The organism is Lysobacter sp. Root690, assembly GCF_001427785.1.
Lineage (GTDB): Bacteria > Pseudomonadota > Gammaproteobacteria > Xanthomonadales > Xanthomonadaceae > Lysobacter.
Genome location: NZ_LMHM01000013.1, coordinates 120,107 through 133,961 on the forward strand (window position 1 = coordinate 120,107; position 13,855 = coordinate 133,961).

The following is a 13,855-nucleotide window of genomic DNA, read 5'->3' on the forward strand; positions in this document are numbered from 1 at the left end:
AAGCCGCCGCCAATCCACTTACCCGCATCGGCCGCGCCTCGCGAATCGGCAGATTCGCCAATGCCGCGATCAGCGCCAACGCGATGTCGGCGTACCACATCCAGGTGTAGTCGCCGAACTTGGCCATCGCCAAACCCCCCAGCCAGGCGCCGAAGAAACCGCCGATCTGGTGCGACAGCAACGTCAGCCCGAACAATGTGCCCAGATAGCGCGGCCCGAACAGTTTGCCGACGAGGCCAGCGGTCGGCGGCACCGTCGCCAGCCAGGTCACGCCCAGGCCCGCGGCGAACAGATAAAACGTCAGCGGCGTCGGCGGCGAGATCAGATAGATCGCGATCATCGCGGCGCGGCTGGCGTACATCAGCGCGAGCAGATGCTTCATGCGGTAGCGCTGGCCGAGCCAGCCCGCGGCCAGGCTGCCGGCGACGTTGAACAAACCGATCAGAGCCAGCGCCATCGCCGACACGTTGTCCGACAGCCCGCACAACGCGATCTCGCCGGGCAGATGGGTGACCAGGAAAGCGATGTGGAAGCCGCAGGTGAAAAAGCCCACGTGCAGCATCCAGTAGCTGCGGTCGCGCAAGGCGATGCGCAGTTGCTCGCGCAGGCCGATGCCGGGCGGGGCGGCGGGTGTGGTCGTCGACGCAGTGGCGATTTCGGCGCGGCGGCGTAACGGCCACGCCAGCGGCAGGGTGGCGACCGCGGCCGCGGCCAGCGTCCACATCGCCGCCATCCAGCCCGCCGCGGCGATCACCGCCTGCACCAGCGGCGCGAACACGAACTGGCCCATCGAGCCGCCGGCGTTGATCACCCCGGCGGCCATCGAACGTTTTTCCGCCGGCAGGCGTTGCGCGGTCGCGCCGATCAGGATCGAGAAACTGCCCGCGCCCGCGCCGGCCGCGCCGAGCAGGCCGAGGGTGACGATCAATCCCCATTGCGAAGACACCAGCGGCGTCAGCGCCATGCCGGCGATCAACAGCACGCCGCCGAACACCAGCACCCGCCCGGGCCCGCGCTGATCGGCGAGCGCGCCGAACACCGGCTGCACCGCGCCCCACACGAATTGCCCGATTGCGAGCGCGAAACTGATCTCGGCGATGCCCAGCCCGGTGCTGTGACCGATCGGCTTGATCAGCAGCCCCTGCGATTGGCGGATGCCCATGGTGATCATCAGCATCGCGGTGGCTGCTAGCAGCAGCGGCCAGTAGGAGGTGGGCTTGGGGCCAAGAGACGCGGTGGGGTCGGGTGGCATGGGGATCTCGGCGGCGGCTGGGGTGGGGTGGTGTGGGGGTTTTCAGTGCGGGTTACGAACAACATGTCGCAGTCGCAGTCGCAGTCGTAGTTGCTGTCTCAGCCGCGTGACTTCCGCTTTTGCCGTCATTCCCGCGAAGGCGGGAATCCAGTGACTTTCGTGCGTAAGAGTTGGATGTCGGGATATGAATGCTCTTTGGCCTATGCGCTTAAAAGCAAACACACCCAGACTTCAAAGCTTCTCGCACGAAAGTCACTGGATTCCCGCCTTCGCGGGAATGACGGTGGAAAGGTTGTGCAACGGTCGAAGGTTGCGTGGTACAGAGAAGCATCGTTGTCCAAGAAGGCTGCGGGCGTCGTCGTCCAAGAAGATTGTGTCGCGCAGGCAGCTTTCGTCGCGGAGTAACGTTGCGCGACCTCGGTTGCCCGCACGCCCCGGGCGCTTGGATGAGCAAGCAACCGACCTCATCACCGGCTCGCCCCCTGCAACTGCGCAATCGCCGCATCCAACTGCGCATGCAGCACCGCAATCCCATCCACCCCCAGCCCGCAATCGATCTCGTCCTGCGCCACCCGCCACAGCGGCATCGCGCGGTCGATCACCTTGCGCCCGGTGCGGGTGATGCGCAGCCGTCGTTGACGCGCGTCGTCGCCCGCGATCGCTTCAATCCAGCCCGCTTCGACCAACGGCTTGAGATCGCGGCTCAGGGTGCTGCGGTCCATGCCCAGTTCGTGCGCGATCTCACCCAAGGGCCGGCCCTGGCCGCCGGTGCGACGCAGGATCGAGTACTGGTTGAGGTTGACCCCGGCCGGCGCCAGCGCCTGGTCGTAGCGCTGGCTCATCAGGCGCGAAAGCTTGCGCATGCGAAAACAGGTGCAGACGCCGGGCGATGGCGAATGTGAAGGCGAGGGCGGATGGGTCACGATGGAATCGGTGCTGTCGGTCATTATGTGTATATACACCTATTTGCGCCGCAACCGCAAACGCCGGCGCGAAGGCCGGCGTTCGGGGCTGTGGGGAAGCGCTACAAGCGACCTGGAGAGAGTCGGTTCAACCCCGCAACGATGCTTCGGTGACGGCGGTCAGAAGAACACCCGCACGCCGAAATCGACGCCGCGGCCCGGCAGCACCACGCTGTCCTTGAGGAACGAGGTGTGCACCCGCGCGACCTGGTCGGTCAGGTTGGTGCCGTCGAGAAACACTTCGTAACCCAGGTTGCCGGAATCCCAGTGGTAGGCCATATGCGCGTCGACCAGGGTGTAGCCATTGGTCGGCGTTTCGTTGAGCGCGACCTTGTCCTGCTTCATGTAACGGGTCGCGCCGAGCGACGCGCGCCAGCTGTCGGCGTCCCAGCGCAGTTCGCCGCCGATGCGCGACGGCGCGATCCGCGGCAGGTTGCCGCCGCCGTTGTCGAGCTTGGCGCGCACGGTATCGCCGAACAGGCGCACATCGAACTTGCCGGCGTTGCCGTCGAACAGATGCGCGATCGCCTCGCCTTCGAAACCGGTGAAGGTGGCATCGGCCTGGCTCCACTGCCGCACCGGGTTGCCTTCTTCGAACGCGCCGGTGTCGATCAGGTAGATGAAGCCGTCGAAGCGGGTCTGATACGCGGCCAGCTTCGCTTCGAACATCGAGCCGTGGTAATGCAGGCCGAGTTCGAACTGGTTGGCGCGCTCCTTGCGCAGGTTGGCATCGCCGATCTCGAACGAGGCGGTCGCTGCGTGCAGGCCATTGGCGAACAGTTCTTCCTCGGCCGGCGCGCGCTCGGCGCGGTCGACGTTGAAGGTCAGGCGCCAGGCGTCGTTGAATTTCCACAACGCGCCGGCCGACAGGCTGAGCGGGTTGAAATCGCGCTTGGCCGCGCCGCTGGGCGAGCTTTCCACCTTGTCGATGCGCGCGCCCAGTTCGATCTGCAGCTGATCCCACTTGCGCTGTTCGGTCAGGAACAGACCCGCCGCGCGGGTCTTGGTCTTCGGTACGAAGGCTTCTTCGCCGATCGCCTGGAAGGTGCGCTCGTAACCTTGCAGGCCGATTGCGCCGACCCAGCCGGCCAGCGGCTTGTGGGTCAGCTCCAGCCGGCCTTCGGTCGCGTCGTTGAGAAAGCGCGTGCCGACCTCGCTGCCTTCGAATTCAGTGTGCTCGTATTCGGTGTCGGCCACGCTCGCGCGCAGGCCGCTGAAGATGCCGAATTCCTGGTTGATGCCGCCCTTGAGTTCAAAGCGGTTCTGGCGCATGTCGATGTGGACCGGCGATTCGCCTTCCTCGGCGTTGCCCGGTTCGCCGGGATTGCCGTACTTGTCTTCATAGCGCGCGGCGGAAAAACCCAGGAAGCCGACGTCGCCGACCAGCGAGGCGCCGAGCGCGCCGGTCTTGGTGTCGACGAAGCTATTGCGCTGGCGGCCGAGCGGGGTGTCGTAATCGTCGTTGTTGCGGTACACGCCGTCGGCGTGCAGCACCAGCGCGCCGTCGGCGCCGCTGGCGTCGACCCGGGCCATGCCGGTGACGCCGTTGCTGACCGAGCTGCGGCGCACTTCGGCGCGGCCGGACACGGTTTCATCGAGCGGCTTCTCGGCGATGCGGCCGTCGACGATGTTGACCACGCCGCCGATCGCGCCGCTGCCGTACAACAAGGTGGCCGGGCCCTTGAGCACTTCGATCTGATCGGCCAGGAACGGCTCGACCGCGGCGTTGTGGTCCTGGCTGACGGTGGACACGTCCTGGCTGGCGAGACCGCCGGTCATCACGCCGACGCGCGGGCCTTCCATGCCGCGGATGATCGGCCGGCCGACGCCGGCGCCGAAGTTCGAACTCTGCACGCCCGGCAGCTTGCCGACGGTTTCGCCGAGGGTGGCGCCGCGCGCCTCGTCGAGCTTCTCGCCCGACAGCACTTCCACCGGTTGCGCCAGTTCCTCGGCGCTGGACTGCAGCGGCGTGGCGGTAACGACGACCGCGTCCAGGCTGGTAGCCTTGTCATGGCGGGTATCGCTGGGGTTGGACGGGCCGGCGGCATCCTGGGCGACTGCCTGGGTCAGCGGCAGGGCAAGAGTCAGGGCAAGGGCGAGCGCGCTGCGACGAGCGCGCGGAGACGACACGATGGGCTTGGGCATGGCGGACCGACTGGAAAAGATGAGTGGGGGAGGCTGGCGGGCCTGGGTGAAATGTTATAAAGTAACGATACTGAATTGACAACCATCCCAGAAGTCATCCCCCATGCCTTCATTTCTACGCGGCTTGTTGGACCGTATAGGCGCCGTCGGCTCGCTGGCCTGCGCCGTGCATTGCGCCGCCCTGCCGTTGCTGATCGCGGTGCTGCCCTCGCTGGGCCTGTCCAGTTGGTTCGGCCATCGCTTCGAACTCGCGTTCGTGATCTTCGCCACCTTGCTGGGCGGTTTCAGCGTGTGGTCGGGCTATCGCCGCCACCACGCGGTGCGCGCGCTGTCGCTGCTGATTCCGGGCCTGATCGTGCTGTGGAGCGGCGTGTTGTACCCACCGCTGCACGGCGCGCTGTTGCCGCATGCGATCGTGATGACCTTCGGCGGCACCCTGGTCGGCCTGGCCCATCTGGCCAATCTGCGGCTCAACCACGGCCACGTTCACGACGCCAGCTGCGCCCACTGAAGCCCTTCGACTCCGGTCTGGAGGCCGAGTCCGGACGCTTGTGCTAGGCTTCGCAGCCTCGCGCGCGGCCGCGCTGCGCCGGTAGCCGGTCCGATCTCTTCAACCAGAGGCGGTCCGGGTCTTCCGGCCGACCCGCCTGCAGTCTGCGCGGACCACCATTCGATACAACGTTCAACGTCTTAATTAGGAGCACGACCATGGGTAAAGGCGACCGCAAGACCGCCAAGGGCAAGCGCTACAACTCCAGCTACGGCAACGCCCGCAGCAAGGCCGTGACCAAGGCCGCCGGCACCGCCGCCGCCCCGGCGGTGAAGAAGGCCGCCAAGACCGCCGTCGCCAAGGCGCCGGCCAAGAAGGTCGTCGCGAAGAAGGCCGCGAGCAAGGAATAATCCGGCCCGCCGGTTGTTCCGCCTGACGAAAAGCCCCGCATCGCGGGGCTTTTTTTTACCCGCGAGTCACCGCGATTACGCATGCGATGTCGATTGCAGTGCAGGGGCTTGCATGGAATTTGTGCGTTTGTGTGAGCGCCGTCAAAAAAACTTCACGGGATGTGATTTTTTCATTAAGATGCGCGCCGTTCCCGAGGAAAGGGACGTTCAACCAACTCAAGGATCAAGGGGATCTTTATGAAGAAGCAACTCGCGCTGGCCATCCTTCTCGCCACCGCTTCCTCGGCCGCCGCGGCCGCCGACGGTCTGAGCTATTCCTACGTCGAACTCGGCGTGTCGCAGAGCAAGGTCGAGCTGCCGACGGTCGACGACGACTTTTCGGTCGACGACATCAAGGCCAACGGCGGCTACATCAAGGGTTCGGTCGCGCTCGGCGATGCGTTCCACCTGTTCGGCGGTTACCGCCAGGGCGACGACGATGTCGCGGTGCGCTTTCAGGACATCAAGCTGGGCGAAGTCGGCATCGACCTGTCCCAGTACGAAGTCGGCTTCGGTTACCACCACACGCTGTCGGACCGCGTCGACTGGACCGGCGAGCTGAGCTACGTGGGCACCGATGTCGAAGTCGATGAGGACGACGAGTTCGATCGCGCCGACGACTTCCGCGCCTCGCTCGGTCTGCGCGGCAAGCTGGCCAGCAACTTCGAAGGCTGGGTCAAGGCCAACTACACCGACGGCGACGCGTACGACAGCGAGTTCAGCGGCACCATCGGCGCCCAGGTCAAGTTCAACCACATCTGGGGCCTGGTCGGCGAAGCCGAATTCGGCGACGACCACAATCAGCTGAGCCTGGGCATCCGCGCCAGCTTCTGATCGTTGCGTTCGTTTGAAACGAAAAAGCCCGGTGCGAACCGGGCTTTTTTGTGCGCCTGCGATTCGTGCGATCGCGATCGCCGAGCCATCGCTTCAGTCGACGACGCTCTGCACGATCACGTACTGCTTGCGATATTCCATATGCGTGCCCGGCCAGGTGGCGGCATAGGCGCGCAAGGCCTCCAGGCCCTGCGGCCATTCCTCGCCGTTGGCGCGGCAGTCGGACTGGCATTCGCCGTCCTCGTCGCGCGAGGCGAACAGGCGCAGGCCATACAGCGCTTCGCTCTGAAGCAGCGGTTTGAAGGTGTCGATGGAGTTGGTGAACAGACAACACGGGCAGAAGTCGTGCTCGCCGTCGTCATCGTCGCCGTCTTCATTGGTGGCGGCCTCGCGAGGCAGCCGGCCGTAATGCGCGACCGGTCCGAACAGCACGCGTCGCGCGTACGCCGGGCGATCGCCTTCGGCGGCGAAATCCATGCGCATCTGCATGCAGGCTTCGGCCGTTTCGCGGGTCGCATCGAGCAGCACCGGCAAGTCGGTGCGTGCCCATTGATTGAAGCCGAACGCGGCGGCTTCGTCGAAGGTTTCCTGGACCGAGTACTGGTACTCGAACAGACCCTGCGGCAACAACGTGGCGTGATTGCACTGCATGGTCGTGGCGACGTGGATGTTGCCGTCGGGACGGATATCGAACTCGATCAACTGCGGCAGCAGGTACAGGCCACTGGAAGGTAATTCGATCCAGTCGCCGTCCACGCGGACCTCGTGGCCGAGTTCGCCGAGCACCTTCGCCGCCAGCTCGGTCAGGTCGAACGGTTCGACCCAGCTTTCCTCGCCCTCGGGGGCGAAGGTCAGATGGCCGTAACTGGCCGAACCCGGATTGACCGGGCTCGGTTCGAACGCGTGCGTCGCCTGTGCTTCGGTCGGTTCTCTCATGGAGTCGCCAAGGCCTCGACCCGTCCCCACACGCGCAGCAGATTGCCGCCGAGCACCTTGCGGATGGTCTCGTCGGAATGGCCGCGCGCCTTCAACCCTTCGATCAGGTTCGGATAATCAGCGACCGACTTGAGCCCTTCGGGCAGTGCGCCGCTGACGCCGTCGAAGTCCGAGCCGATGCCGACGTGATCGGCGCCGAGCAGCTTGATGCCGTAGTCGATCTGATCGAGCACCGCGTCGATCTTGACCGTGCGCGGCGGATGCGCCGCCTGCCAGGCATCGTCGAATTCCTTTTCGCTGCGCGGCTTGTCGCCGCGCGCGCGCGCCGCGGCCTGTTCTTGTTCGAACTTGGCGCTGGCGTCGAAATACGCTTGCGTGTCGGCGGCCGAGGCCGGGTCGACGAAGGCATTGCCGAACACCACCTGGACCACGCCGCCCTTCGCCGCGACCGCCTTGGCCAGCTCATCGCTGAGATTGCGCTCGAAGCCGGGAGTGAAATGGCGCAGGCCCGAGTGGCTGGCGATCACCGGCGCCTTGCTGCGCGCGAGCACGTCGCGCACCGCGTCGTCGGACAGGTGCGAGACGTCGACCATGATGCCGAGCCGGTTCATTTCGTCGACGACTTTCTCGCCGAACGGGCTCAGGCCCCTCCATTTGTGGTGTTTGTCGTAGGACGAATCGCTGATCCGGTTGTCCTCGCTGTGGGCGAGGGTGATGTAGCGCACGCCGCGCGCATGAAACAGCTTGAGCCTGGACAGGTCGTCGCCGATCGGCGCGCCGTTCTCCATGCCCAGCGCCAGCAGCACGCGCTGGCCGCGTTGGTGCAGGCGTTCGAGATCTTTCGGGCTGCGCAGCACCGCGAACTGATCGGGACGGCGTCCGACCATCGCCTCGACCGCGTCGATCTGGGTGTGCGCGGTTTGAGTGGCGGTGCCGGCGGCGTCTTCGGCCGGCGAGGTGTAGATCGACATGAAGGCGACATCCAGCCCGCCCTGACGCGCGCGCGGGTAGTCGAACTCGACCTTGGGCGTATCCACGCCGAGATCGTTCCAGTTGCGCAGCAGCAGGCTGGGCGCGTCGATGTGGGTATCGACGATGATCGCGTCCTGGGCGAAGCGCTGGCCCGCGCTGAGGGGCTGGTCGGCTTGCGCGATCAGCGGCGACGACAGGGCGACTGCGGCGACGGCTAGAGCGAGAACGGCGATGCGCACATGACCTCCGGATCGGGATGACCGCGCGCACGATGCGGCGCGGCGGGCGCTCAGCGTACAACAGCGCGGGGATGGAGCCTTGCGGCGGCGCAGCGTTGGTGGGTCGATGCGGGTGCGATGTGGGTAGGGCGCATGGGCGAGAGACGCTCGCTCGTTTGCCTCGGGCTGCTGCTTTTCAAGCCTGCATGCTCGCGCTGCCGCCCATGAAAGCCCGTGCTGTTCCCCCCTTTGGAAAAGGGGGGCAGGGGGGGATTCGCTTTTAGCCGCAAAGCCCAGCGTAGCCAAAGCGAAAAGCAAATCCCCCCGCGCTATCGAGTATGCAAAGGCTTCGCGCCCGCGTCGGCGCGGCCCCCTTTTTCAAAGGGGCGATGCTGTTTCACGGGGCGCTTCGAATCTTGGGGTTGATAGATCGAGCCGCCGATGTTTTGGCCACACATGCCGCGCTCAACGCGTAATCGTCACGCCATCGCCAGCCCCGCGCATCAATCCTGCTCGCCGCGCTCGACCAATACCCGCCCACCCGCGACCACCCGCCGCGCCAGCCGCCCGCCGAGCCAGTAACACAGCTCCGCCGGATGCCCGATATCCCACTGCACGAAGTCCGCGCGCGCGCCGACCCGCAGCACGCCCGCGTCGTCGAGCCCCAACGCGCGCGCCGCATGCACGGTCGCGCCGCGCAGCGCTTCCTCGGGAGTCAGGCGGAAATGCGTGCACGACAACTGCATGGCCTGTCGCAGCGACAGCAAGGGCGAAGTGCCCGGGTTGCAGTCGGTCGCCACCGCCATCGCCACGCCGTGATCGCGGAACGCCTGCAGCGGCGGCAGCTTGGTTTCGCGCAGCACATGGAACGCGCCGGGCAGCAGTACCGCGACCGTGCCGTGTTCGGCCATCGCGCGCACGCTGTCGAGCGAGGTGTGTTCGACGTGATCGGCCGAGAGCCCATCGAACGCAGCGGCCAATGCGCCGCCGCCGAGGTCGCTGAGCTGATCGGCATGCAGCTTGACCGGCAGACCGAGCGCGCGCGCGGTTTCGAACACGCGCCGGGTCTGCGCCGGGCTGAAGCCGATGCCTTCGCAGAACGCATCGACCGCATCGATCAGCGCTTCGTCGTGCAGGCGCGGCATCCATTCGCAGACCGCGTCGATGTAGGCATCGGCGCGGTCGCTAAATTCCGGCGGCAGCGCATGCGCGCCGAGGTAGGTGGTGCGCACCCGCACGCCCAGGAGCTCGCCGATCCGGCGCGCGACCCGCAGCATCTTGCGTTCGTTGTCGAAGTCCAGGCCGTAGCCGGACTTGATCTCCAGGCTGGTGGCGCCGTCGGCCACCAACGCGCGCGCGCGCGGCAGCGACTGGCGCAGCAGTTCGTCCTCGCTGGCCTCGCGGGTGGCGCGAACGCTGGAGACGATGCCGCCGCCGGCGCGGGCGATGGCTTCGTAACTCGCGCCCTGCAGGCGCAGCTCGAACTCGCGCGCGCGGTCGCCGGCGAACACCAGGTGGGTGTGGCAGTCGATCAGGCCGGGGGTGATCCAGCCGTCGGCCTGGATCACCGTGGCGGCCAATTCGGCCGGGTCGCCCGCCAGCGCGGCACGCGGCCCGATGTGGGCGATGCGGCCGTCGCGCCAGGCCAGCGCGGCGTCGGCGATTTCGCCGTAGCCGTCGGCGCAGTCGAGGGTGGCGAGCGAGGCGCCGAGGATCAGGCCGTCGTAGCGGCGATGGTCGGGGGAGGTCGAGAGGCTCATCGTGCCGATTCTAGTCGCTTGCCCTGTCCGCTCGCGCGAAGGTCGCGTTGCGCGGCCGCGCAGGCGAGAATGCGCGCATGACCACTCCCGCCTCCCACCGCATCTGGACCCCCGCCGGCTGGCGCGGCGACGCCGCCGGCGATCGCGTCGTGCCGGGCATCGCCAACCTGCATTCGCACGCGTTCCAGCGCGCGATGGCCGGCATGGCCGAGCGCCAGACCAACCCCGCCGACAGCTTCTGGACCTGGCGCGAAACCATGTACCGGTTCGCCGCTCGCTTCACCCCCGAGGCGCTGCACGCGGTCGCGACCCAGTTGTACGTGGAGATGCTCGAGGCCGGCTACACCAGCGTGTGCGAGTTCCATTATCTGCATCACGCGCCCGACGGCCGACCGTACGCCGACCCGGCGGCGATGTCGCGCGCGCTGATCGCCGCCGCGCGCGAAACCGGCATCCGCATGACCCTGTTGCCCGTGCTGTACATGACCGGCGGCTTCGACGAACGCCCGCTCGGCGAACGTCAGCGCCGTTTCGGTCACGAGGTCGATGCGTATCTGAGATTGCTAGACACCCTGCGCGGCGAAGCCGACGAACTGCTGCGAGTGGGCTGCTGCCTGCACAGCCTGCGCGCGGTGCCGCCCGGGCCGATGCGCGAGGTACTCGCGGCGCTGCCGGCCGACAGCCGCGTGCATGTGCATATCGCCGAACAGGTCGCCGAGGTTGAGGACTGCCTCGCCGTGCGCAAGGCGCGGCCGGTGCAATGGCTGCTGGACAATGCGCGGGTCGACGAACGCTGGACTCTGGTCCACGCCACTCACCTCGACGAAGCCGAAGTGCAGGGCATCGCCCGCAGCGGCGCGACCGTGGCGATTTGCACCACCACCGAGGCCAATCTGGGCGACGGGTTCTTCCCGCTGCGCGATTACCTCGATGCCGGCGGGTTTTGGGGCGTGGGCTCGGACTCGCATATTTCGGTGTCGCCGGTCGAGGAACTGCGCTGGCTCGAATACGGCCAGCGACTGCTCACGCGCCGGCGCAATATCGCAGTGAGCGAGGCGTCGAGCAGTGTCGGCGAAACCTTGCTGCGCGACGTGGTCGCGAGCGCATCGCGTTCGACCGGTTTCGATCAGGCCAGCCTCGATGGCGACACCCTGACCCTGGACAGCGACGCGCCAGCGCTGGCCGGCGCGAGCGACGAGGACTGCGTCGACCGCTGGTTGTTCAGCGGCAATCGCAGCGTGCTGCGCGAGGTGCATGTCGGCGGCCGCCAGGTCGTGGCCGACGGGCGCCATCGCGAGCATGCGGCGATCGCGGCGCGGTATGCGCGGACCTTGCGGGCATTGTTGGCCGATTGAGTTTTTTCTGGATGGGTTCGGCGATCAGCCGCGATCAAACGGCAAACAGATCCGCGATCGGCGCCGGCTGTCCCAGCACACCTTCGTGGGTCAGCAGGAATTGCTTGGTCGGCAGGCCGCCGCCGAAGCCGGTCAGGCTGCCGTCGGCGCCGATCACTCGGTGGCAGGGCAGCACGATCGGCAGCGGGTTGCGGCCGTTGGCGGCGCCGACCGCGCGGGTCGCGCTCGGTTGGCCCATGTGCCGCGCCATCTGCCCATAACTCCAGGTTTCGCCCCAGCCGATCAACGCGAGCGTGCGCCAGCACTGCATCTGGAACGGCGTGCCGTGCGGGGCCAGCGGCAGATCGAAGGTCTTGCGGTTACTGGCGAAATACTCGGCCAGTTGCCTGCGGGTTTCGGTGAGGACCGCATCGTCGCCTTCGCGCCAGCCATCGCTCATCGATACCGGATGCCACGGTGCTTCAAATTCGATCAGGCGCAGGCCGTCGTCGCCGCTGGCGAGCAGCAGGCGCCCGACCGGGCTGTCGATGTGCTGGTAGGTGACCGCGCCGTCCTTGAGTCGGATGTTCGTGCTCATGCGGCCTTCCTGGCTTTGCGCGTCTTCATCGGCGCTTCGCCCGGCGGCGCGATCGCCGGCGCGGGTTTGACCGCGTTCTTCGCGAGCGGCGTCGACATGCTGTCGCGCCAGATCTGGATCACCGCGTACGCGCGCCACGGCCGCCACGCTTCGGCGCGCGCGTTGAGCGCCTTCGCGCTCATGCGGATGCCGTCTTCGGGCAGGGCTTTCTGCAGGACCAGATCATCGGCGGGGAACGCATCGGGATGGCCGAGCGCGCGCAACGCGATGTAGTGCGCGGTCCACGGCCCGATCCCCGGCAGCGCGACCCAGCGCGCGACGAACTCGTCGAGCGTGCGTTCGGTGCGGAAGTCGACCCGGCCGTCTAGCAACGCGCGCGCCACGGTGCGCACGGTGTCGGCGCGGGCGCGGGTCAGGCCGATTTCGGTCAGATCCGCATCGGCCAGCGCTTCGGGCGTCGGGAACAGATGCTCCAGTCCGGGTCCGAACGCTTTCGGCAGCGGTTGTCCGAAACGTTGCGCGGTGCGCGAAGCGAGCGTGCGCGCGGCGGCGACGCTGACCTGTTGGCCGAGGATCGCGCGCACCGAGATTTCGAAGCCGTCCCAACCGCTGGGCAAACGCAGCCCGGGACGTTTTTCGACCAGCGCGCGCAATCGCGGATCGACCGACAGCGCCGCGCCGATCGCGTTGGGATCGGCGTCCAGATCGAACATCCGCCGCAGGCGATTGATGATCTCCAGCAACCGCGCCGGCGCCGGCCCGTGCAATTCGAGCTTGAGCGCATGCTGCGGTTCGTTCTTGGTGCCAGGCCAGGCGCTGACCCGCAACCAGCCCGGCGATTCGATCGGTCCGATCACCCGGCTGTAACTGTGCTCGTCGACGACTTCCACCCCCGGCAGGGCGCGGCCGCGCAGGAAATCCAGCATCAGCGCGAAGTCGTACGGCGGCCGATAGCCCAGCCGCAGCACCAGCGTTTCGCCGTCGCTGTCGGGAGTTTCGTTCGGATGCCGGCGCAGATCGCGCGGCGCCATCCGATAGGCCTCGCGAAACGTGGTGTTGAAGCGGCGCAGGCTGCCGAAACCGGCGGCCATCGCGACTTCGGTGATCGGCAGGCGGGTTTCGGTGAGCAATTGCTTGGCGAACAACAGACGGCGGGTGCTATGCACTCCGATCGGCGGCGCGCCGAGGCGGTCGACGAACAATCGCCGCAACTGACGCTCGCCGAGCCCGACGCGTTCGGCCAGCGCGGCCAGCGGTTGTTCGGCCAGCGCGCCTTCGTCGATCAACTTGAGCGCGCGCGCGATCGCCGCATCGCCGCGGCGCCAGGCGCCTTCGGCCGGCGACAACTCCGGACGGCAGCGCAGGCACGGCCGAAACCCGGCGGCTTCGGCCGCGGCGGCATGGCCGAAGTATCTGACGTTCTCGCGCTTGGCCGCGGGCGCCGGGCACACCGGCCGGCAATAGATGCCGGTGCTGGTCACCGCGGTGAAGAACAGTCCGTCGAAGCGCGGATCGCGGCTGAGCCGGGCCTGTTCGCACACCTGCCACTGCGGTAGCGAGGCGCTTGGGGCAGGGGTGGCGACGGGGTAGGGTTTGCTGTTCATGGGTGGGAGGCTAGCACCGGGCGGGGTGGGGGACTCGCCGGATTCGGACATCAATGCTGGAGGGGTTCAGGGGGATGAATTGGCGGGGTTGTGAGGCTGCTCAACCGGGTTTTTGCTGTCGCGGCACTGGCACTGGCACTGGCGGCGACAACGATGACTGTTACCTTGGCCGTTGCTGTTGATCAGGCCTCATTTCGCATTCCACTCCCAGCGCTGCGAGGCTTGTAACTCGCGTTAGCAAAAGCACACCCGAAGGGCGGCGCACATGGATGTGCGCCGCGCGCCACCGGGACAGGATGTC

The 13,855-nt window shown here is 67.1% G+C and carries 11 protein-coding genes and 1 pseudogene; 4 read left to right on the forward strand and 8 right to left on the reverse strand.

Going from position 1 to position 13,855, the window contains the following annotated elements:
• The 3 genes and pseudogenes from ASD86_RS12500 to ASD86_RS12510 all read right to left on the reverse strand — a co-directional run.
• Positions 1–1,252, reverse strand: a pseudogene (locus ASD86_RS12500) (MFS transporter); the annotation flags it as partial.
• 467 nt (positions 1,253–1,719) lie between these two features.
• Entirely contained in the window at positions 1,720–2,115 is a 396-nt protein-coding gene (locus ASD86_RS12505) for a MarR family winged helix-turn-helix transcriptional regulator (protein WP_056112636.1), read from the reverse strand.
• 219 nt (positions 2,116–2,334) lie between these two features.
• The gene (locus tag ASD86_RS12510; RefSeq protein ID WP_056110898.1) at positions 2,335–4,359 is read right to left on the reverse strand and encodes a TonB-dependent receptor; all 2,025 of its coding nucleotides are present in this window, start codon (positions 4,357–4,359) and stop codon (positions 2,335–2,337) included.
• 103 nt (positions 4,360–4,462) lie between these two features.
• On the opposite strand from ASD86_RS12510, the gene ASD86_RS12515 reads away from it, so the two are divergent.
• The 3 genes from ASD86_RS12515 to ASD86_RS12525 all read left to right on the forward strand — a co-directional run bounded on the left by ASD86_RS12515 (position 4,463) and on the right by ASD86_RS12525 (position 6,132).
• Positions 4,463–4,870, forward strand: coding sequence for a MerC domain-containing protein (locus ASD86_RS12515; protein WP_036114664.1), 408 nt, complete (start codon positions 4,463–4,465; stop codon positions 4,868–4,870).
• Positions 4,871–5,067: 197 nt separating this feature from the next.
• Positions 5,068–5,259 carry a 30S ribosomal protein THX gene (locus ASD86_RS12520; protein WP_036114666.1) on the forward strand — a complete coding sequence of 64 codons (192 nt, stop codon included), beginning with the start codon at positions 5,068–5,070 and terminating at the stop codon, positions 5,257–5,259.
• 237 nt (positions 5,260–5,496) lie between these two features.
• Entirely contained in the window at positions 5,497–6,132 is a 636-nt protein-coding gene (locus ASD86_RS12525) for an outer membrane beta-barrel protein (protein WP_056110900.1), read from the forward strand.
• A gap of 93 nt (positions 6,133–6,225) precedes the next feature.
• Here ASD86_RS12525 and ASD86_RS12530 read toward each other — a convergent pair whose 3' ends face one another.
• The 3 genes from ASD86_RS12530 to hutI all read right to left on the reverse strand — a co-directional run bounded on the left by ASD86_RS12530 (position 6,226) and on the right by hutI (position 10,018).
• Complete coding sequence (locus tag ASD86_RS12530; protein ID WP_056110902.1) at positions 6,226–7,068, reverse strand: DUF6348 family protein; 843 nt, start codon at positions 7,066–7,068, stop codon at positions 6,226–6,228.
• A complete protein-coding gene (locus ASD86_RS12535; protein WP_056110904.1) occupies positions 7,065–8,279 on the reverse strand; it encodes a dipeptidase in 1,215 nt (404 codons plus the stop codon). Before ASD86_RS12535 ends, ASD86_RS12530 begins: the two co-directional genes overlap by 4 nt.
• Positions 8,280–8,761: 482 nt before the next feature.
• Entirely contained in the window at positions 8,762–10,018 is a 1,257-nt protein-coding gene (gene hutI, locus ASD86_RS12540; RefSeq protein ID WP_056110906.1) for an imidazolonepropionase, read from the reverse strand.
• A 77-nt stretch (positions 10,019–10,095) separates the two neighbouring features.
• Between hutI and ASD86_RS12545 the strand changes: the two genes are divergently transcribed.
• Positions 10,096–11,373 carry a formimidoylglutamate deiminase gene (locus tag ASD86_RS12545; RefSeq protein ID WP_082578404.1) on the forward strand — a complete coding sequence of 426 codons (1,278 nt, stop codon included), beginning with the start codon at positions 10,096–10,098 and terminating at the stop codon, positions 11,371–11,373.
• Between the two features lie 34 nt (positions 11,374–11,407).
• Here ASD86_RS12545 and ASD86_RS12550 read toward each other — a convergent pair whose 3' ends face one another.
• Positions 11,408–11,950, reverse strand: coding sequence for a methylated-DNA--[protein]-cysteine S-methyltransferase (locus ASD86_RS12550; protein WP_056110911.1), 543 nt, complete (start codon positions 11,948–11,950; stop codon positions 11,408–11,410).
• The gene (locus ASD86_RS12555) at positions 11,947–13,554 is read right to left on the reverse strand and encodes a DNA-3-methyladenine glycosylase 2 (RefSeq protein WP_082578310.1); all 1,608 of its coding nucleotides are present in this window, start codon (positions 13,552–13,554) and stop codon (positions 11,947–11,949) included. Before ASD86_RS12555 ends, ASD86_RS12550 begins: the two co-directional genes overlap by 4 nt.
• Positions 13,555–13,855: the final 301 nt, after the last annotated feature.